The organism is Rathayibacter sp. AY1C5 (assembly GCF_002931705.1).
In the GTDB taxonomy this organism is placed as follows: Bacteria; Actinomycetota; Actinomycetes; order Actinomycetales; family Microbacteriaceae; genus Rathayibacter.
The window spans coordinates 51,178-70,292 of the sequence record NZ_PSWD01000001.1; the positions used below are offsets into that span (position 1 = coordinate 51,178).

Genomic DNA, 19,115 nt, shown 5'->3' on the forward strand with positions numbered 1-19,115 from the left:
CGGCGCCGCTGCGGCACCCCGGGCGGCCAGGGGCGCCCTCGCCCTAGGCTGGAGCGATGACCGCGCCCGTTCCGCCCGTCGCCCGCCGCGTCCCCCTCGAGCGCCGCCACCACGGCGACGTGGTGGTCGACCACTACGAGTGGCTGCGCGAGAAGGAGAGCCCCGAGGTGATCGCGCACCTCGAGGCCGAGAACGCGTACACCGAGGCGGTGCTGGCTCCTCTCGCTCCGCTGCGCGAGCGCCTGTTCGAGGAGATCCGCTCGCGGACGAAGGAGACCGACCTCTCGGTGCCCGTCCGGGAGGGCTCCTGGTGGTACTTCTCGCGCTCCTACGAGGGCCGCCAGTACGCCGTGCACTGCCGGGCGCCGATCAGCGGGCCGGACGACTGGACGCCGCCGTCGATCGCCGAGGGCGGTCCGCTCGAGGGCGAGCAGGTCGTCCTGGACGGCAACGCGGAGGCGGAGGGGCACGACTTCTTCTCGCTCGGCAGCTTCGACGTCTCGGCGGACGGCCGACGGCTGCTCTTCGGCACCGATGTCGAGGGCGACGAGCGCTACACCCTCCGCATCCGCGACCTCGAGACCGGCGAGGACCTGCCGGACGTCATCGAGGGCACCGGCGGCGGAGCGGCATTCGGCGCCGACGCGCGCTTCGTCTTCTACCCGACCGTCGACGAGTCCTGGCGCCCCGACACGATCTGGCGGCACGAGGTCGGCGCCGGGACCCCGGACGAGGTCGTCTTCGCCGAGCCCGACGAGCGCTACTGGATCGGCGTGGGCCTCACCCGCAGCCGCCGCTTCCTCGTCATCGAGATCGGCAGCAAGATCACGAGCGAGTGCCTGCTGCTGGACGCGTCCGACCCGACCGGCTCGTTCCGCTCGGTGTGGCCGCGCCGCGAGGGCGTGGAGTACGAGGTCGAGCACGCCGTCGTCGACGGACGCGACCGCCTGCTGATCGTGCACAACGACGGCGCCCTCGACTTCGAGATCGTCGAGGAGCCGGCCGACCTGTCGCTCGACGCCGACGCCCGGGCCCGCGAGCGCCGCGTGGTGGTGCCGCACCGCGAGGGCCGCCGGATCGAGGGCGTCGACGCTTTCGCCGGGCACGTCGTCGTCTCGTACCGCGCCGACGGAGCCACCCGGCTCGGGCTCCTCCGCGAGGACGGCGCCGGAGCGCGGCTCGAGGAGATCGTCTTCGACGAGCCGCTCTACGACGCGGGCCTGGCGGGGAACCCGGAGTGGGAGCAGCCCTCCCTCCGCCTCGCCTACACCTCGTTCGTCACCCCCTCGACCGTGCTCGCGCTCGACGTCGCGACGGGCGAGCGCACGGTGCTCAAGCAGCAGCCGGTGCTCGGCGACTACGACCCCGCGCTCTACGTGCAGAGGAGGGAGTGGGCCGTGGCGGAGGACGGCACGCGGGTGCCCCTCTCGCTCGTCTGGCGCCGCGACGCCGCCGATCCGGACTCGGCCCCCGCGCCGCTCCTCCTCTACGGCTACGGCTCGTACGAGGCGAGCATCGACCCGGGCTTCTCGATCGCGCGCCTCTCGCTGCTCGACCGCGGCGTCGTCTTCGCCGTCGCGCACGTCCGCGGCGGCGGGGAGATGGGCCGCTCCTGGTACGAGAACGGGAAGACGCTGGCGAAGCGGACGACCTTCACCGACTTCGTCTCCGCGGCGCGGCACCTGGTCGACGCGGGCTTCACCACTCCGGACCGCCTGGTCGCGCAGGGAGGGTCGGCCGGCGGCCTGCTGATGGGCGCGGTCGCGAACCTCGCCCCGGAGGCGTTCGCCGGCGTCCTCGCGCAGGTCCCGTTCGTCGACGCGCTCACCTCGATCCTCGACCCGTCGCTCCCGCTCACGGTGATCGAGTGGGACGAGTGGGGCGACCCGCTGCACGACGCCGAGGTCTACGCCTACATGAAGTCGTACTCGCCCTACGAGAACGTCCGCGAGGGCGTGCAGTACCCCCGGATCCTCGCGACGACGAGCCTCAACGACACCCGGGTGCTGTACGTGGAGCCGGCGAAGTGGGTGGCCAGGCTCCGCGAGGTCGGCGCTCCCGCGCTGCTGCGCACCGAGATGACCGCGGGACACGGCGGGGTGAGCGGACGCTACGAGCGCTGGCGCGAGATCGCGTTCGAGTACGCCTGGACGCTGGACGTGCTCGAGCTGGCCTGAGCGCCCCGCCGCAAGCCCCTCCGCCCGTCGTCCGCGGCCAGTAGGGTTCGGGGTGCCGACGGAGGGAAGAGCATGAGCGCAGGCCTGTCGATCGACCGCATCGCCGCATGGGTGGCGGACCAGAGGTGGTACGCGAGCAAGGGGCGGCGCCCCGAGCTGGAGGTCCGCGGCGCCTGGTCGCTGCACCCCGGCGAGGCGGAGGTGGTGGACCACCTCTTCATCGACCGGGCAGGCACGAGCCCGGTGCTGTACCAGGTGCCGGTGACCGTCCACGCGGCTCCGGTGCCCGGGCTCGAGGACGCCCTCGTCTACTCCGACGACGCGCACTTCGTGTACGACGCTCCGCGCGACCCGGTGTTCGCCCGCGCCCTGCTCGGGATGATCGCCGACGGTGGCCGCTCCGACGAGGACGGCGCCCAGGGCGGCGCCCGCGCCGAGGGCCACCGGCAACCGGGTGCCGCGATCGGGGCGTTCGCGTCCTCGAAGGTGCTCAGCGGCGAGCAGTCGAACACCTCGGTGATCGTCCGCACCACCGCCGACGACGGATCCGACGCGACCCCGGTGATCGTCAAGGTCTTCCGCGCCCTCCACCACGGCGACAACCCGGACGTGACGGTGCAGTCGGCGCTCAACGCCGCCGGGAGCGCCCTCGTCCCGCCCGTGATCGGCAACGTGACCGGCGAGTGGGACGACGAGGGCGAGGAGACGGGCCGCGCCTTCGGGCACCTCGCCTTCGCGCAGGAGTTCCTCCCCGGGGTCCAGGACGCGTGGCGCGTCGCCCTCGAGGCGGTCGCCGCCGACTCCGACTTCACCGGACCCGCCCGCGAGCTGGGCCGCGCCACCGCCGAGGTGCACGCGACGCTGGCGGAGGTCATGCCGACCGAGGACACCACGTCCGAGGTCGTCGAGCGGATGGTCGCGGCCATGCGCCGTCGCCTGCGCATCGCGTCGGCCGAGGTCCCCGTGATCGCCGAGGACTCGGAGGCGATCGAGGCCGTGTTCCGCGCCGCCGAGACCGCGCCGTGGCCGAGGCTCCAGCGCATCCACGGCGACTACCACCTCGGGCAGGTCCTGTCCGTGCCCGATCGCGGCTGGGTGCTCCTCGACTTCGAGGGCGAGCCGCTGCGGCCCATGCACGAGCGCCGTCTTCCCGACGTGGCCCTTCGCGACGTGGCGGGGATGCTGCGCTCCTTCGACTACGCGGCGGGTGCGCACGAGCAGGCCGAGCCGGGCGCCTCGAGGGCGGCGTGGGCGGCGGCGAGCCGTGCCGCGTTCCTCGAGGGCTACGCCGAGCAAGCGGGCGACGCGGTCACCGCGCACCGGGCGGTGCTCGACGCGTTCGAGCTCGACAAGGCCGTCTACGAGGCGATCTACGAGGCGCGCAACCGGCCGGAGTGGCTGTCGATCCCGGTCGCCGCGGTGCAGCGCCTCGCCGGACGCTCGTAGGGTGGCAGGCATGAGCGACGACACCGACGACAAGAAGCCCCTGGACCCGCTGAGCGACTTCAGCATCCCGGGCGACACCGATCTGCACACGACCGGCGACGCCTCGGGCGCGGACGGCGACGAGGTCGCGGAGCCCGGAGCGGACGAGGACTGAGCCGCCTGCTCTGCGGGGCCGGCCGTCGGCTCGGCTCCGCGGAGCCGGCGGCCGGCCTAGCCCAGCGGGGCGAGCGGCTCGACCGCCGGCCCCTCCAGCACCGTCCCGTCGGCTGCGAAGCGGGAGCCGTGCAGCGGACAGTCCCAGCTGCGCTCCGAGTCGTTCCAGGTGACGATCCCGCCCAGGTGCGGACACACCGCCGACACCGCGCAGCGCCTCCCCTCCACGGTGGAGACCGCGACGGGCTGCAGGCCGTCGCGGGCGAGCGAGCCCTGGCCCTCCGCCGGCACCACCCCGGCCGAGCGGGGCGCGCGGAGCGCTGCCGACCAGCCGCGGGCGTACCAGGCGCCCACCGCCAGCCCGGCGCCGAGCCCCTCCGCCATCACCCGCGGCAGCGTGGGCCGGCGGTGCAGCGTCCTCGCCCAGGCCGGCGTCCTGCCCTCGAGGTCGGCGACGAGCGTCATCGCGGCCTGCACCGCGTTGGTCATCCCCCACTTGTCGTAGCCGGTCGCCAGGAAGATCCGTCCGCGGCCCCGCGGCAGCCAGCCCACGAACGGCACACGGTGGAACGGCTCGTAGTCCTGGGCGCTCCACTGCGCGACCGGCTCCGCCCTCGGGAAGGACCGCCGCGTCCAGGCGACCAGGTCGTCCACCGCCTCCGAGGTGACGGGCCTGCGCCCCACCGGGTGGCCGTTGCCGCCGATCAGGAGGAGCCGCTCGCCGTCGAGCTCGGCGTCGCGCACCGAGCGGGACGGCTCGTCGACCGAGAGGTACATGCCGTCGGGGATCGGCGCGTCGGTGCGGAACGCGACCGCGTACGAGCGCAGCGCGGCGATCTTGGCGAAGTAGAGGCCGCGGTCGAGGATCGGCGCCCCCGTGAGCAGGTAGGCCCGGTCCCCGGTCACCGGGCCCGCGCTGGTGCGGACCCGGACGGGAGCGGTCGCTCGCATCCCGAGGGCCCGGACGCCCTGCACCAGGGTGCCCCCGGCGGCGCGGAAGTCGGCGGCGAGCGCCGTGAGGACGTCCATCGGGTCGAACTGGGCCTGGTCGTCGAGGGCGACGGCCGCCGTGCTGGGGAACGGCACGTCGAGCTCGCCGACGAGGCGGGTCGCGAGGCCGAAGCGGCGCGCGGTCGTGTGCTCCTTCAGGACGGCGTCCACGCCCTCGGGCGTCTGCGCGTAGCTGTAGGCGGTGCGCCTCTGCACCGGCACGCCCGCGCCCTCGCAGTAGTCGAGCAGCCAGCGGAAGCCCGCGAGGTTCGCCGCGACGTAGGCCTCGGTCACCGCGGGGATGTTGCGCTCCGCGATCCGGGAGAGGTGCGCTCCCTGCAGGAGGCTGAGCTTCGCCGTCGTGTTCCCGGTCGTGACGGCGCCGACCTCCCGCGCCTCCAGCACCAGCACGCGCCGGCCGGTCCGCTGCAGGAGGAGCGCGGTGACCAGCCCGGTGAGCCCGGCGCCGACCACGACGTCGTCGTAGTGCGCGCCCGGCACGAACTCGTCGGAGGGGATCGGAGCCGCGCCCGCCCGCCAGAGGGAGCGGGGCCGCGGGGCCGTCGTGGTCGTGTCCTCCGGAGTCATCGGGAGTCCCTCCGTTCAGGGGCCGGACGGCCCGCGAGCGACGCTACGCGGAGCCTCCGGGACCGTCACGGTGTTGACACGTCGCGGGACGCGGGCTCAGAGCCAGCCCCACCGCTTGAAGAGCCGGTGCAGCACCACGCTCGAGGCGAGCATCGCCGCGAGCGCCGCCGGGTACCCCCACGCCACGTGCAGCTCGGGCATCACGTCGAAGTTCATGCCGTAGATGCTCGAGATCATGGTCGGCGCGAAGAAGATGGCCGCCCAGGCGGAGATCCGCTTGACCTCGTCGTTCTGCTGGTTGCCCACCTCCGCGAGCTTCTTCATGTCCTCGTTCTGGCGCTGGGCGACGAGGGTCGCGTTCACCGCCAGGATCTCCCGCAGCGTGGTGCGGAAGCCGTCGACCCGCTCGGTGACGAGCGCGACGTGGTCGGCGACGTCGCGGATGTAGCGGCGCAGCTCCACATCCGACTGGAACACCTCGAAGTCGGTGACGAGCCGCCCGAGCATGCCGGTCAGCGGAGCGACCGCACGCTGGAAGTCCAGCACCTCCTGGCTGAGCTCGTAGATGCGGCGGGACACCGCCGGGTCGCCCTCGAAGACCTGCGCCTCGATCTCGTCGATGTCGTTCTCGAGACCGGCGACGACGGGCGAGTACTGGTCCACGACGGCGTCGAGGATCGCGTACAGCACGGCGACCGGGCCGACGCGCAGCAGCTCCGGATCGGCCTCCATCCGCCGCCGCACCAGCGAGAGGTCGGGCTTCTCGGAGTGGCGGACCGTGACGACGAAGTTCGACCCCACGAACAGGTGGAGCTCGCCGAAGTCGACCTCCTCGCGCTGGTCGGAGTAGCTGGCGGCGCGCAGCACCACGAACATGTCGCTGCCGTACCGCTCGAGCTTGGGCCTCTGGTGCGCGCTGATCGCGTCCTCGAGGGCGAGCGGGTGCATCGAGAACTCGTCCTCGAGCGCGGCGAGCTCGGCCGCGTTCGGCCGGTACAGCCCGATCCACGCCATCGCGTCGGGCAGCTTCTGCAGGGCGGCGAGCGCCTCCGGGATGCTGCCGGGTGAGACGACCCGGCGGCCGTCCTGGTAGATCGCGTTGTCGACCGTGCTGGTGCGGGCCGGCTCGTCGTCCGGGCGCAGACGCTGGATGGGAGCGGTGTCCTCGGCGGCGGCGCGGGTGCGCGAGCCCAGACCCAGGATCGTCGCGGGGACGCGGGGCAGCTTCACGACCATCTCCTCTGCTCGACCGACGCCCTATTGTGCACCTCCCGGTGAACGGGAGGTGTCCGCTGCGCCGCCGGTGTCGGAGGGCCTCACTAGCCTGGAGGCGCTCCCCCGGACGACGCAGAGGAAGGACGACCGTGAAGCTGCTGCACACCTCGGACTGGCACATCGGCCGCACCTTCCACGGGCACTCCACGACGGCGGCGCTCGCGACCGTGCTCGAGGCCCTGGTCGAGACGGTGCGGGCCGAGCGCGTGGACGCGGTGCTGATCGCCGGCGACGTCTTCGACTCCGCCGTGCCCGCCGCGGAGCACTACACCCTCCTCACCCGCACGCTCGAGGCGATCCGCGCGGCCGGCGCCGAGGTCGTCCTCACCAGCGGCAACCACGACTCCCCCGCCCGGCTCGGCTTCCAGGCCGGGCTCCTGCGCGGGGCGGGCGTCCACGTCCTCACCGACCCCGAGGCGTACGCCGAGCCGGTCGTGCTGCGGGACGCGTCCGGGCTCGAGGTCGGCGTCCACGGCATCCCCTTCCTCGAGCCCGCCCTCTACCGCCACCGGCACCCGGAGCAGCAGCTGCGCCGCCACGAGGACGTGCTCGCCTTCGCGATGGCGCGGGTGCGCGCCGCCGCCGAGGCGGCGGGCCGTCCCTGGGTCGTGCTCGCGCACTGCTTCGCGGTCGGAGCCCCGGCCGCGGTCCTCGAGCGCGACATCACGGCGGGCGGGCTCGACTACGTCTCGGTCGAGCACTTCGCCGCGGCCGACTACGCGGCGCTCGGGCACATCCACGGACGCGCCGAGCTGCTGCCGGGAGTGCGCTACTCCGGAGCGCCGCTGCACTACTCGTTCGGCGAGGCGTCGAAGCCGCGCGGCGCCTGGCTGGTGACGATCGGGCCCGAGGGGCTCGAGGGCGTCGAGTGGTCGCCGCTCCCCGTGCCGAGGAGGCTCAGCGTGATCGAGGGCGAGCTCGAGCAGCTGCTGCGCGATCCCTCCCTGGCCGAGGTGGAGGGCGACTGGGTCTCGGCGGTGCTCACCGATCCCGTGCGCCCGCTCGACGCGATGGCGCGCCTGCAGTCGCGCTTCCCCGGCTGCGCGACGCTCGAGCACCGGCCCCCGCACGCCGCGGCCGAGCCGCGCGCGTACGCCGAGCGGATCCGCGGGCGGAGCGACGTCGAGGTCGTCGACGACTTCCTCGCCCACGTCCGCGGCGGTCACGGCGCCACGGAGACCGAGCGCGCCCTCACCCTCGACGCGCTCGCGGCTGTCGAGGCCGAGGCTCTGCGGTGAGGATCCGCCGACTCGCCTTCGCCGGACTCGGACCCTTCCGCGCCGAGCAGTGCGTCGACTTCGACCGGCTCGAGGACGTGGGCGTGTACCTCATCGCCGGGCGCACCGGAGCGGGCAAGTCGACGATCCTCGACGCGATCGCGTTCGCGCTCTACGGCTCGGTCCCCCGCTTCGACGGCACCGCCTCGCGCCTCCGGAGCGACCACAGCGGCCCCGAGGACGAGACCTTCGCCGAGCTCGACTTCGAGGCGGCGGGGCGCGTCTACCGCGTCCGGCGCTCGCCCGAGTACGAGCGGCCGAAACGGCGCGGCACCGGCACCACGACCCAGCCGGCGAAGGTCGAGCTGCTGGAGCAGGTCGACGGCGCCTGGGTCGGGCTCTCGTCGAGCGCGAAGGAGGTGGGCGCCGACATCGGCCGGATCGTCGGCCTGACGAAGGACCAGTTCCTCCAGGTGATCCTGCTGGCGCAGAACCGCTTCCACGAGTTCCTGCTCGCGAAGAACGACGACCGGCAGCGGCTCCTGCGCACGCTCTTCGCGACCGAGCGCTTCGATCTGCTCCGCCGCCGCCTGCTCGAGCAGCGCGACGCGAGCGCCGTCGAGCTCGAGGAGGAGCGCGCGGCCGTGACGGCGCTCGCGGACGAGGCCGTCCGGCTCCTCGATGACGGAGCCGAGCCGCCTCTGCCGGACGCCGCCTGGTTCGCCGGGCTGCCGGCGCGGCTCGCCGCTCCGCTCGAGGCGGCCCGGGCCGGCTCCGCCGCGGCCGACGCGGCGCACGAGGCCGCGGGCGCCGCTCTCGACGAGGCCCGGCGCACCGCCCGGGGCCAGGAGCGGCGCCGGCGCGCCCTCATCGAGGCGGAGGAGCTCGTGGTCGCCGAGGCGCACGTCGAGCAGCAGCGGGCCGCGATCGAGCGCGCGCGCCGGGCCGACGGCGTGCTGCCGCTGCTCCGCTCCGCCCGGGCAGCCGCCGAGAAGGAGCGGGCCGCCCGGCAGCAGCGCGACCTCGCCGCCGACGCCTACGGGGACGCGTCCGGGGGCCCGGCCGCCGAGACGGCCGAACGGCTCGCCGCTGTCCTCGGCGCCCTCGCCGAGGCGCTGGCAGAGGAGCGCCGGCTCCCCGACGCGGAGCGCGTCGCCGAGCGGTCCGCACGCGCCGAGCAGGCGGCGGCGACCGCGCTCGCGGGGATCGAGGCGGAGCTGCGCGAGCTGCCCGCCCGCGTCGACGCGCTCGCCGCCGAGGAGGAGTCCCTGGCCGGGGAGGCCGCCGCCGTCCCCGCGCGCGTCGACGCGCTCGCCGCGCTCGAGCGGAGGATCGCCGCGGCCCTCGAGCGCGATCTCACTGCGGCGGGCCTGCAGCAGCTCCGCACGGCCTACGCCGACGCGGCGCGCGTCCACGGCGAGCGCGCCGCGGAGCAGGCCGCCCTGATCGCGCGCCGGTTCGCCGGGTTCGCCGGGGAGCTCGCCGAGCGGCTGGAGCCGGGCGAGCCCTGCCCCGTCTGCGGCTCGTGCGAGCACCCCCGCCCGGCCGAGCACGACGGCCCGACGACGGTCGGCACCGACGACCTCGACCGGGCCCGCGTCGCGGTGGAGCGCGCCGCCGCCGCCCTCGACGGCGCCCGCGAGCGCGAGGGAGCCGCGGCTCGGGCTCTCGCGGCGCTCGAGGAGCGCGTGGGCGAGGACGCGGATCCGGAGTCGCTCCGCCCGGCGCACGAGGAGCGGCTCGCCTCGGCGCGCCGCGCCGCCGCCCGCATGGAGGAGCTGCGGCGCGAGCGCATCCGGCTGCGCACCCGGATCGACGCTCTCACGACCGGGCGGGACGCCGCTCGTGAGGAGCACCGCGCCCGCGCCGACGAGTCCGCCCTCGCCGCTGAAGCGCTGCGGCTGCTGCGGGAGCGCGTCGAGGCCTTCCGCGACGGCGCGACGAGCGTCGCCTCGCGCGTCGAGCAGCTGAACGCCCAGCGCCGTCGTGCCGTCGCCCTGGTCGAGGCCGAGGAGGCGGCCGTCTCGCGGTCCGAGGCCGCCGCCGCCGCCCGGGAGGAGCTCGCCGAGGTCCTCGCCGAGCGCGGCTTCACGACCGCCGAGGAGGCCGAGTCGGCCGCGCTGGCCAGCGGGGACCGGGCGCGGGCCGAGGCCGTCGTCGCCGAGCACGAGCGACGGCGGAGCGCGACGGAGGCGGTGCTCGCCGACCCGGAGCTCCGCGGACTGCCGGGCACGGCCGTCGACCTCGCCGAGGCCGAGGGGCGCTCGCGCGAGGCCTCCGCCCGTCGCGACGAGGCGCGAGCCGGCCTCTCCGTGCTCGAGCACCGCTCGGAGCGCCTGGCCGAGCTCACCGCGACGGCCGCGGGCCGCCTCGCGGTGCTGGGTGAGCGCCTCCACCGCCACGAGGAGCTGCGCGCGCTGGCCGAGACCGTCTCCGGCCGGGGGCAGAACACGCGCCGGATGGACCTCGAGGCCTTCGCCCTCGCCGGACGCCTGGAGGAGATCGTGACCGCGGCGAACCTCCGCCTCGACGCGATGACCAGCGGCCGCTACGCGCTCGCCCACGACGACTCGCTCGCCTACCGCGGCGCCGCCTCCGGCCTCGGGATCGACGTGCTCGACGCCTTCACCGGCGTCCGCCGGCAGCCCGCCTCGCTCTCCGGTGGCGAGACGTTCCTCGCCTCGCTCGCCCTCGCCCTCGGCCTCGCCGACGTGGTGACGGCGCAGTCCGGCGGCATCTCGCTCGAGACCATGTTCATCGACGAGGGCTTCGGCTCGCTCGATGCCGAGACGCTCGAGACGGCGCTCAGCACGCTCGACGAGCTGCGGTCGGGCGGTCGGACGATCGGCCTGATCAGCCATGTCGACGCGATGCGCGAGCGGCTTCCGATCGGCCTCCGCGTCGCGGTGGGGCCGCGCGGCGACTCGACGATCCTCACCGGCTGAGCGGCCGCTCCCGGGCGAAGGGGCGACGACGGCCCGCTGGCTCCTCTCGCACTGCAGCAGCGAGCGCGCCCGCGCCCGCTGCTAGGGTCGTGCGCAGTGACACGGGGTGCCCGCCAGGGCTGAGAGAAGACCCGTTGAACCTGATCTAGTTCGTACTAGCGAAGGGATGTCGCGAATGAGCATTCGCACGCCTGTCCACCCGACCCTCCCCGCCGACACGGCGCCCGACCCGGCGTCCGTGGGTCGCGATCTCGCCGAGCTCCGCGCCGCCGGGCCCCTGGTGCAGTGCATCACGAACGCGGTCGTCACCGGCTTCACCGCCAACAGCCTCCTGGCCCTCGGCGCCAGCCCGGCGATGTGCGACCTGCCCGGCGAGGCGGGCGTCTTCGCGGGCCTCGCCTCCGCCGTGCTCGTCAACCTCGGCACGCCCGGAGCGGAGCAGCGCGAGGGTGCTCGCGAGGCGGTCGCCGCGGCCGGACGCGCCGGCACCCCGTGGGTGCTCGATCCGGTCGCCGTGGGCCCGCTGCCCGTCCGCACCGCTCTGGCGGTGGAGCTGCTCGAGGCGCGGCCCGCGATCATCCGCGGCAACGCCTCCGAGATCCTCGCCCTCGCGGGAGCCGGTGCGGGCGGCCGCGGCGTGGACGCCGTCGACACCGCCGAGCAGGCGCTCGACTCCGCCCGCGTCCTCGCCCGCCGCACCGGCGGCGTGGTCGCCGTCTCGGGAGCGGTCGACCTCGTCACCGACGGCGAGCGGATCGTCCGGGTCACGGGGGGCCACCCGCTGCTGACCCGCGTGACCGGCGGCGGCTGCGCGCTCGGCGCCGTGATGGCGGCGTTCCTCGGCGCGGGCGCCCGCCCGCTCGACGCGGCCGTCAGCGCCTCCGCGGTCTGGGGCCTCGCCGCCGAGCGGGCCGCCGCCGCGAGCAGCGGTCCCGGGTCCTTCGCCGTCGGCCTCCTCGACGCCCTCGCTGCCCTCCAGCCGGCCGACGCCGAGGCCGGGGCGCGGATCGCATGAGCCTCGACCTCTCGCTCCACCTCGTCACGGACACCGCCCAGTGCGGCCCGCGCGGCGTGCCCGCGGTGGTCGCCGCCGCCGTCCGGGGCGGAGTCACGACCGTGCAGATCCGCGATCACGACGCCCCCGCCGCCGAGCTCGTCGCCCTGACCCGGGCCGTCGCCGCCGTCCTCGACGAGCGCACGACCCTGCTGGTCGACGACCGCGTCGACGTCGCCCTCGCCGCCCGCCTCGCGGGCGCCCGCGTCCACGGCGTCCACCTCGGGCAGTCCGACCTCCCCGTCACCGCCGCCCGCTCGCTGCTCGGACCCGACGCGGTGATCGGGCTCACCGCGAACACCCCCGAGCACCTCGCCGCCGTCCGCGCCCTGCCCGCGGGGACGGTCGACTACCTCGGCGTCGGCGTCATCCGGCCCACCGCGACCAAGCCCGACCACCCCGCTCCCCTCGGTGTCGACGGGTTCGCCGCCCTCGCCGCGGCCACGGCGCTGCCCTGCGTCGCCATCGGCGGAGTCGGAGCCGCGGACGCGGGGCCACTCCGCCTCGCCGGTGCGGCCGGCCTCGCGGTCGTGTCGGCGCTCTGCACGGCCGCCGACCCCGCGGCGGCCGCCCGCCTGATCCGAGCGGAGTGGGACCGGTGACCGCCGGCGCCCGCGTCCCCCGTGTCCTCAGCATCGCCGGCACCGATCCGACCGGCGGTGCAGGCGTCCAGGCCGACCTCAAGTCGATCGGCGCGCTCGGCGGCTACGGCATGGCGGTCGTCACCGCGCTCGTCGCGCAGAACACGCACGGTGTCCGCTCCGTGCACCTGCCACCCGCCGCGTTCCTCCGCGAGCAGCTCGACGCGGTGAGCGACGACGTCACGATCGACGCGGTGAAGATCGGGATGCTCGCCACGGCCGAGTACGCCGGAGTCGTCGCCGAGTGGCTCGACGAGGTCCGCCCGCCCGTCGTGGTCGTGGATCCGGTGATGGTCGCGACCAGCGGTCACCGGCTGCTCGCTCCCGAGGCGGAGGACGCCGTGCGCGACCTGCTCCGCCGCGCCGACCTGGTGACGCCGAACCTCCCCGAGCTGGGCGTGCTGGCCGGAGAGCCGACCGCCTCCGACTGGCCGGCCGCGCTCGCGCAGGGAGCGGCACTCGCCCGCGCCCTCGAGGCCGCCGTGCTGGTGAAGGGCGGCCACCTCGACGGCCCCGCCACCCCGGACGCGATCGTCACCCCCGACGGCCTCGTGCGCGAGGTCCCCGGCGAGCGCGTCGCCACCTCGAACACGCACGGCACCGGGTGCTCGCTCTCGTCCGCGATGGCGACGCTCCTGGCCGGGCGCGACGCCTCCTCCGACGCCCTGGTCGAGGCGCTGACGGAGGCCAAGGAGTGGCTGACCAGCGCCCTGCGCGCCGCCGACGCTCTCGAGGTCGGCTCCGGCAACGGCCCGATCGACCACTTCCACCGGCAACGTCCTCCGGCGTTCTGCGCGGACGTCTGGGAGCGGACGCGGACCCTCCGCGACGAGATCGACGCGCTCCCGTTCGTGCGGGCCCTCGGCGACGGCTCCCTCGGGCGGGAGGACTTCGAGTGGTACCTCGAGCAGGACGCTCTCTACCTCACCGAGTACGCCCGCGTCCTGGCCGTGGCGGCGCAACGCGCGCCGACCACCGCCGAGCAGGTCTTCTGGGCCGAGGGCTCGGCGTCCGCCCTCGCGGCGGAGGCTCAGCTGCACCGCGACCGGCTCGGGACCAGGGACGCGACTCCCGCGCCCGTGACCCGCGGCTACACCGACCACCTGCTCGCGGTCGCCGCGGGCGGCGGCTACGGCGAGATCGTCGCCGCCCTGCTCCCCTGCTTCTGGCTCTACGCCGACGTCGGGTCGCGCCTCGCCGCCTCCGGGCACCCCGAGCACCCCTACGCGGACTGGCTGCTCACCTACGGCGACCCGGTCTTCGCGACGGCCACCGAGCGGGCGATCGAGTTCACGGAGCAGGCCGCCCGCGACGCCTCACCGAGGCAGCGCGCCGCGATGAGGGACGCGTTCCTGCGGTCGAGTTCGTTCGAGAAGGACTTCTTCGCCGCACCGCTCGCCCGGACCGGCTGAGCTCTCAGCCGGCCCGGCCGGGTGCGCTCAGCCGATCGCCTCGCGCAGGACGTGCATGAGGGCGTCCAGCTGCACCGTGTCGGCCGAGGCCGTCTCGGCGTCCGCGCCGTCGAGCGCGCGGGCGGCGAGACCGGCCTTGGCGTCGATGAGCTCGGCGATCTTCGCGTCGATCGTGTGCGCCGCGATGATCCGCCACGCCGTTACCGGCTCCTCCTGGCCGATGCGGTGCACGCGGTCGATCGCCTGCGTCTGCTCGGCCGACGTCCACGACAGCTCGGCGAGCACCACGTTGGACGACGCCTGCAGGTTCACGCCGACTCCCGCCGCGGTGAGCGAGCAGACGGCGACCGAGACGTCGGGGTCCTCGTTGAAGGCGTCGATCTGCGTCTGGCGGAACGCCGCGGTCTGGTCTCCCCGGATCGAGACGGACGTCAGCTCGCGCTTCTCGAAGGTGTCCTCCGCCTGGTCCATCACGTCGATGTGCTTCGCGAAGAAGACGACCTTGCCCACCGAGCGGGCCAGCTGCGAGGCGTAGTCGGCGGCCAGCGCCGCCTTGGCCTGGCCGATCCGGCGCACCATGGTGAAGACGTTCTCGCCGGTCTTGGCCGACTTCGACTCCTCGAGCTCGCTCTGCGCCACGATGCGGATGAACCGCTCGCGCTCGTCGTCGTCGAGCTCGTGCGTGATCGAGGAGGTGACCGCCCTGAAGCGCTGCAGCATGCGGGCGCCGAGCTCGCGCTCGGCCTTCTGGATGGAGCGGCCGAGGTCGTCGTCCAGCTCGACGGGCAGGTCGACGATCCGCTTCGACGGCAGGTCGGCGGCGACATCGATCTTCTTGCGCCGGACGATGCCGAGGTCGATCACGGCCTCGCGCGCCTCCGGGTAGAAGCCCGTGTCGGCGGGGGTGAGGCCCGTCTCCTCGAGGCGGCCCATCAGCTCCGGCCCCGGCTTGGTCTCGTCGATCCAGCCGAGGAAGCGCCAGATGGCGCGGAAGTCGTCGACGTCGTTGATCAGCGGGGTGCCGGTCAGCGCGATCATCAGCGGATCGTGCCCCGGAGTGGTCTCGCGGATCCTCGACGCCAGCGCGAGCACGCTCTGCGAGCGCTGCGAGCGGAGGTTCTTGATGAAGTGCGCCTCGTCGACGACCATGCCGCGGAAGCCCAGGCTCCCGAGCCAGCCGATGTGCCGGTCGAGGATGTCGTAGTTGACGATGACCACGTCGGCGAACGCGTCGAGCGTGCCGCCGTCTCCGTGGATGACCGTGGCGCGCCGCTGCGGCGTCCAGTGCTCGACCTCGCGCGCCCAGTTCATCTTGACCACGTTCGGCACCACCGCGAGCAGCGGGTACGCCCCGACCACCGAGGCGGCCAGGAGGCTCTGCGCGGTCTTGCCCAGACCCGGCTCGTCGGCGAGCAGGAAGCTGCGGTGCCCCTCGCGGGCGCTCTCGATGAAGCGCGCCTGGTGCGGCATCAGCTCGCGGCCGCGCGGCGAGACCCGGTCGAGCTTCGGCGGCTCCGGGAGCTCCATGCTCGCGGCCCGTCCGCCCGCTCCGTACTCGAACGCCTTGAAGAGCGGCCCGAGCAGCTCCCAGTCGTCGAGCCGGCGGCGCGGCGCCGGGGCCGAGGCCTCGGCGATCGAGAAGTCCGGCGGGAGGAAGGGGTTCGCCAGCTGCCGGGCGCGCACCGACTGCGGCACGACCTGGTTGACCGGCACCTCGGGCTTGGGCTCCGGCTCGGTCACGATGAGCAGCTCGTCGGGGCTGAGCTCCGCGCCCGCCTCGAGCAGCCAGTCGCGGCGGAGCTTCTGCGCGGCCGCCGTGACGCCGGCCTCCGATTCGAGCAGCGCGATCAGGCTGGTGTCGCGGGCGGCCGTCTTGGCCAGGATCGTGGCGATGCCGTCGAGGCGCTTCATCTCCTCGGCTCGCTGCGCGTCGCTGAGCGAGGGATCGACCTTGACCCGCTTGCGCTCCTCGCGCATCAGGAGAGCGATCACCAGGAACTTCGTCCGGTTGGTCGGTCCGACCTTGCCGGTCTGGGCCTTCGCCTCCACCTCGCGGACGCGGCGGGCGAGGATCGGGATGATCCCCGCGTTGTCCACGCCGCGCGAGCGCGATCGGGGTCGGCTCCCGGCGGCGTTCGACGCTCGTCGCGTCTGACCGGACTGACGCTGGCCGCTGCGAGCCATGCTCCTCCTCGATGTGTGACGGGGGGCGGAGGAGGGGTTCCCGCGCGCTGCCGTCGCCGTGCATCCGCCGGATCGCCTCCGGGGAGGCGTCGGGCGTCGGTGCATCCGGTGGCCGTCGGGAGCTCCGAGCAACGGGTCTGGGACCCGGTCGCAGCATCCCCGGCGTGCGGGTGCGGCGCCAGTCTACTCCTCGGGGCGGTCCGGTCGGCGCTCCGCCGCGCGGACGGTCGCGCTCGTCGTCATTCCGGAGTCGGGACGCGGATGACGAGGCCCGCCGCCACGAAGACGCCGACCGCGGCGAGGCTCAGCGAGGACCAGATCGCGTCCGGGAAGGCGAACGGCAGCACCGGGTTCCACAGCACGAGCACCGGGACGAGCCCGATCAGCCAGAGGAGTGCGCGCGCCTGGATCGCGAACCAGCCGATGACCGCCGCGAGGATCGCGACCGGGTAGCGGATGAAGTCGTAGGCGTCGGAGCCGACGAGGGCGAGCCCGGCCAGCAGCACGATCGCGCCGAGGATCCCGGGCGCGAGCGCCATGCGGGCGCGGTCGCGCGAGGGGTAGCGGGCGGCGGTCGCGCGGGACGGCTTGCGGGTGCTCACCCCTCGATCGTAGGCGCGCATACCCCGCCCGGGTACCGCCTGCGGCGCGTAGGCTGGAGGAGTGATCGAGGACCTCAAGAAGCGCTCGCTGCACCGTGCCCGGATCCTGGGCGGCCAGATGCGCGGCCTCGAGCGGATGATCGAGAACGAGGACTACTGCGTCGACATCGTCACGCAGTCCCTCGCGATCCAGAAGTCGCTCGGCTCGCTCAACAAGCTCATCGTCGAGAACCACCTCCGCACGCACATCACCGCGATGTTCGAGGAGGGCGGAGACGCCCGCGAGGCGGCGATCGCCGAGCTCGTGAAGATCTTCGAGCTCTCCAACAACCGCTCGTGACCGCCGGCCTCGTCGCCGCGGCGCGGGTGCGCCCGCTGCTGCTCGACGGGGGCCTGGGCACGGAGCTGGAGGCGCAGGGCGCCGCGGTGGACTCCTCGCTCTGGAGCGCCCGGGTCCTGCTGGAGGAGCCCGGCCGGGTCGTCGCCGCGCACCGCGCCTTCGCCGAGGCGGGCGCCCGGGTCGCGGTGACCGCGAGCTACCAGGTGTCCGCGAGCGGATTCGCGGCCGCGGGCCTGGCCCCGGGCCTCGCGGAGCGCGCCCTCCGGGAGAGCGTCGACCTGGCCCGGCGCGCGCAGAGCGGCTGGGTCGTCGCCTCCGTCGGCCCTTACGGCGCGAGCCTCGGCGACGGCTCCGAGTACCGCGGCGACGACGGCCTCACCGTCGGCGAGCTCGCCGCCTGGCACCGGCCGCGCCTGGAGACCCTGGCCGCGGCCGGGCCCGACCTGCTCGCCGTCGAGACCATCCCGTCGGTGCGGGAGGTGCGGGCCGTCGTGGAGGCCCTCGCGGGCTCCTCGGTCCCCGCCTGGATCTGCGTGAGCGGCCGTTCGGGCCGCACCGCGGCCGGCGAGCCCCTGGCTGAGGCGCTCGCCGTCGCCGCCGCCTCCGAGGAGGTCGTCGACGTGGGAGTGAACTGCTGCCCGCCCGGCGACGTCGCCGAGGCGGTCCGCATCGCCCGCTCCGTCACCGTCAAGCTGGTCGTCGTGTACCCGAACAGCGGCGAGGAGTGGGACGCCGTCGAGCGTCGCTGGGCAGGCGACGCGGCCTTCGACCCCGCGCTGGTCGCCTCCTGGCGCGCGGCGGGAGCGGATCTGATCGGCGGCTGCTGCCGCGTGGGACCTGCGGCGATCGCTGCCCTCGGACGAAGCCTGGAGGACGAGTCGTGACCACCCTGAGAGCCGTGCGCGGCGACCTCACCCGCGAGCACGTCGACGCGATCGTGAACGCGGCGAACTCGTCGCTCCTCGGCGGCGGCGGCGTCGACGGCGCGATCCACCGCGCGGGCGGACCGGAGATCCTCGCCGAGTGCCGCCGGCTCCGCGGGACCGAGCTGCCGGACGGTCTGCCCGCCGGCTCCGCGGTCGCCACGACCGCCGGCCGCCTCCCTGCCCGCTGGGTCGTGCACACCGTCGGTCCCGTCCACTCGCGGTGGGAGGACCGCAGCGCCGTCCTCGCCTCGGCCTACCGCGAGTCGGTGCGCACCGCCGTCGGTCTCGGTGCGCGGACGCTCGCCTTCCCGGCCGTCTCGGCGGGCGTCTACGGCTGGCCGATGGACGACGCGGCGCGCATCGCGGTGGAGACGGTCCGCGAGGCGACCGCGGACGGCGCACTCGACGAGGTCCGGTTCGTCCTCTTCTCCGCGGACGCCCTCGCGGCCTTCGAGGCCGCCCTGGCCGCGGAATGACGGAAGGGGAGCCGACCCTGCGGTCGACTCCCCCTCCACGGTGCTGCGCTAGGCCGTCTTCGGCCGCGCGAACTCGTCGTAGGGCAGCGTGATCGGGCGGGTCCGCGGAGGCATCCGCACGACCGCCTCGAGCGCCGGGCCCAGTGCCTCGCGCCACGCGCGGTAGCCGTCCTCGTTGAGGTGCAGGCCGTCCGGCGAGTACTGCTCGAGCAGTCCGCCGTCCTCCCCCGCGAGCACCGGCCACAGGTCGAGGTAGCCCGCGTGCGCCGTGGGCGCGAACTGCCACAGGTGGCGGTTGATCTCGCGGATCTGCGGTGCGAACTCGTGTCCGCGCGGCAGGACCGAGGTCACCAGGATGCGCACGTCCGGAAGATCGCGCCGGAACGTCGCGACGATCGTCTCGATGTTGCGCACGACGTGCTCCGTCGTGCGGTGCCAGGCGAGGTCGTTGGTGCCGATCAGCAGCACCACCGTGTCCGGCTCCTGCGCGACCAGCTCGGCGAGCCGCGCGACGACGTCCGCCGTGGTGGCCCCTCCGACTCCCTCGTCGACGACCGTCGACTCCGTCAGCCACTCGCCCCAGGCTCCCGCCTGGATGATGCTGTCCCCGATGAAGAGGACCTTCCCCAGCTGGAGTCCGCGCCCCGCGTCCGTACTCGACCGTTCGCTCATCGTGCTCCTCTCGTCGG

Annotated in this window: 16 protein-coding genes and 1 riboswitch; of the genes, 11 read left to right on the forward strand and 5 right to left on the reverse strand. The window is 74.7% G+C overall.

Annotated features, from left to right (window positions below; translation table 11 throughout):
- Positions 1 to 56: 56 nt before the first annotated feature.
- The 3 genes from C5C57_RS00245 (at position 57) to C5C57_RS17895 (ending at position 3,777) form a co-directional block, all read left to right on the forward strand.
- On the forward strand, positions 57 to 2,177 hold the full coding sequence (locus tag C5C57_RS00245) for a S9 family peptidase (protein ID WP_104297144.1): 2,121 nt from the start codon (positions 57 to 59) through the stop codon (positions 2,175 to 2,177).
- Between the two features lie 72 nt (positions 2,178 to 2,249).
- Positions 2,250 to 3,623, forward strand: a complete 1,374-nt coding sequence (locus tag C5C57_RS00250) for a phosphotransferase (RefSeq protein ID WP_104246557.1) — start codon at positions 2,250 to 2,252, stop codon at positions 3,621 to 3,623.
- 10 nt (positions 3,624 to 3,633) lie between these two features.
- A complete protein-coding gene (locus tag C5C57_RS17895; RefSeq protein ID WP_159914626.1) occupies positions 3,634 to 3,777 on the forward strand; it encodes a hypothetical protein in 144 nt (47 codons plus the stop codon).
- A gap of 56 nt (positions 3,778 to 3,833) precedes the next feature.
- Here the strand turns inward: C5C57_RS17895 and C5C57_RS00255 are convergent, their stop codons facing one another.
- A complete protein-coding gene (locus C5C57_RS00255) occupies positions 3,834 to 5,354 on the reverse strand; it encodes an FAD-dependent oxidoreductase (RefSeq protein WP_104246558.1) in 1,521 nt (506 codons plus the stop codon).
- A 96-nt stretch (positions 5,355 to 5,450) separates the two neighbouring features.
- Positions 5,451 to 6,590 (reverse strand): magnesium and cobalt transport protein CorA, encoded by a 1,140-nt coding sequence (locus C5C57_RS00260; protein ID WP_104223070.1) that lies wholly within the window; start codon positions 6,588 to 6,590, stop codon positions 5,451 to 5,453.
- Between the two features lie 128 nt (positions 6,591 to 6,718).
- Here C5C57_RS00260 and C5C57_RS00265 point away from each other — a divergent pair, with 128 nt between their 5' ends.
- The 5 genes from C5C57_RS00265 to thiD all read left to right on the forward strand — a co-directional run bounded on the left by C5C57_RS00265 (position 6,719) and on the right by thiD (position 13,898).
- Positions 6,719 to 7,867 carry an exonuclease SbcCD subunit D gene (locus tag C5C57_RS00265; protein ID WP_104246559.1) on the forward strand — a complete coding sequence of 383 codons (1,149 nt, stop codon included), beginning with the start codon at positions 6,719 to 6,721 and terminating at the stop codon, positions 7,865 to 7,867.
- Complete coding sequence (locus tag C5C57_RS00270) at positions 7,864 to 10,791, forward strand: AAA family ATPase (RefSeq protein ID WP_104246560.1); 2,928 nt, start codon at positions 7,864 to 7,866, stop codon at positions 10,789 to 10,791. The genes C5C57_RS00265 and C5C57_RS00270 overlap by 4 nt, the downstream gene beginning before the upstream one ends.
- 92 nt (positions 10,792 to 10,883) lie before the next feature.
- Positions 10,884 to 10,975: riboswitch (TPP riboswitch) on the forward strand.
- Complete coding sequence (thiM, locus tag C5C57_RS00275) at positions 10,967 to 11,806, forward strand: hydroxyethylthiazole kinase (RefSeq protein WP_104246561.1); 840 nt, start codon at positions 10,967 to 10,969, stop codon at positions 11,804 to 11,806. It overlaps the preceding riboswitch by 9 nt.
- A complete protein-coding gene (gene thiE, locus C5C57_RS00280) occupies positions 11,803 to 12,447 on the forward strand; it encodes a thiamine phosphate synthase (protein WP_104246562.1) in 645 nt (214 codons plus the stop codon). The genes thiM and thiE overlap by 4 nt, the downstream gene beginning before the upstream one ends.
- Positions 12,444 to 13,898: a bifunctional hydroxymethylpyrimidine kinase/phosphomethylpyrimidine kinase gene (gene thiD / locus C5C57_RS00285; RefSeq protein WP_104246563.1), complete on the forward strand. Its 1,455-nt coding sequence runs from the start codon at positions 12,444 to 12,446 to the stop codon at positions 13,896 to 13,898. The genes thiE and thiD overlap by 4 nt, the downstream gene beginning before the upstream one ends.
- Positions 13,899 to 13,925: 27 nt before the next feature.
- Here thiD and C5C57_RS00290 read toward each other — a convergent pair whose 3' ends face one another.
- Entirely contained in the window at positions 13,926 to 16,082 is a 2,157-nt protein-coding gene (locus tag C5C57_RS00290; RefSeq protein WP_104225603.1) for a DEAD/DEAH box helicase, read from the reverse strand.
- Positions 16,083 to 16,321: 239 nt separating this feature from the next.
- Entirely contained in the window at positions 16,322 to 16,684 is a 363-nt protein-coding gene (locus C5C57_RS00295; RefSeq protein ID WP_244229446.1) for a DUF6804 family protein, read from the reverse strand.
- 61 nt (positions 16,685 to 16,745) lie between these two features.
- On the opposite strand from C5C57_RS00295, the gene C5C57_RS00300 reads away from it, so the two are divergent.
- From C5C57_RS00300 to C5C57_RS00310, 3 genes are read left to right on the forward strand one after another with little or no spacing between them, the layout of a single operon-like run.
- A complete protein-coding gene (locus tag C5C57_RS00300) occupies positions 16,746 to 17,024 on the forward strand; it encodes a metal-sensitive transcriptional regulator (RefSeq protein ID WP_104223062.1) in 279 nt (92 codons plus the stop codon).
- Positions 17,021 to 17,908 (forward strand): homocysteine S-methyltransferase, encoded by an 888-nt coding sequence (mmuM, locus tag C5C57_RS00305; protein WP_104297145.1) that lies wholly within the window; start codon positions 17,021 to 17,023, stop codon positions 17,906 to 17,908. Before C5C57_RS00300 ends, mmuM begins: the two co-directional genes overlap by 4 nt.
- Positions 17,905 to 18,426 carry an O-acetyl-ADP-ribose deacetylase gene (locus C5C57_RS00310; RefSeq protein WP_104246566.1) on the forward strand — a complete coding sequence of 174 codons (522 nt, stop codon included), beginning with the start codon at positions 17,905 to 17,907 and terminating at the stop codon, positions 18,424 to 18,426. The genes mmuM and C5C57_RS00310 overlap by 4 nt, the downstream gene beginning before the upstream one ends.
- 48 nt (positions 18,427 to 18,474) lie before the next feature.
- Here C5C57_RS00310 and C5C57_RS00315 read toward each other — a convergent pair whose 3' ends face one another.
- Positions 18,475 to 19,098 carry a GDSL-type esterase/lipase family protein gene (locus C5C57_RS00315; protein WP_104225671.1) on the reverse strand — a complete coding sequence of 208 codons (624 nt, stop codon included), beginning with the start codon at positions 19,096 to 19,098 and terminating at the stop codon, positions 18,475 to 18,477.
- Positions 19,099 to 19,115 lie beyond the last annotated feature (17 nt).

What these genes read in the sequence shown, in the direction of transcription:
- C5C57_RS00315 (WP_104225671.1), bottom strand. Translation starts at nt 19,098, where the DNA reads ATGAGCGAACGGTCGAGTACGGACGCGGGGCGCGGACTCCAGCTGGGG.
- C5C57_RS00290 (WP_104225603.1), bottom strand. Translation starts at nt 16,082, where the DNA reads ATGGCTCGCAGCGGCCAGCGTCAGTCCGGTCAGACGCGACGAGCGTCG.
- thiE (WP_104246562.1), top strand. Translation starts at nt 11,803, where the DNA reads ATGAGCCTCGACCTCTCGCTCCACCTCGTCACGGACACCGCCCAGTGC.
- C5C57_RS00255 (WP_104246558.1), bottom strand. Translation starts at nt 5,354, where the DNA reads ATGACTCCGGAGGACACGACCACGACGGCCCCGCGGCCCCGCTCCCTC.
- C5C57_RS00245 (WP_104297144.1), top strand. Translation starts at nt 57, where the DNA reads ATGACCGCGCCCGTTCCGCCCGTCGCCCGCCGCGTCCCCCTCGAGCGC.
- C5C57_RS17895 (WP_159914626.1), top strand. Translation starts at nt 3,634, where the DNA reads ATGAGCGACGACACCGACGACAAGAAGCCCCTGGACCCGCTGAGCGAC.
- thiM (WP_104246561.1), top strand. Translation starts at nt 10,967, where the DNA reads ATGAGCATTCGCACGCCTGTCCACCCGACCCTCCCCGCCGACACGGCG.
- C5C57_RS00260 (WP_104223070.1), bottom strand. Translation starts at nt 6,590, where the DNA reads ATGGTCGTGAAGCTGCCCCGCGTCCCCGCGACGATCCTGGGTCTGGGC.
- C5C57_RS00250 (WP_104246557.1), top strand. Translation starts at nt 2,250, where the DNA reads ATGAGCGCAGGCCTGTCGATCGACCGCATCGCCGCATGGGTGGCGGAC.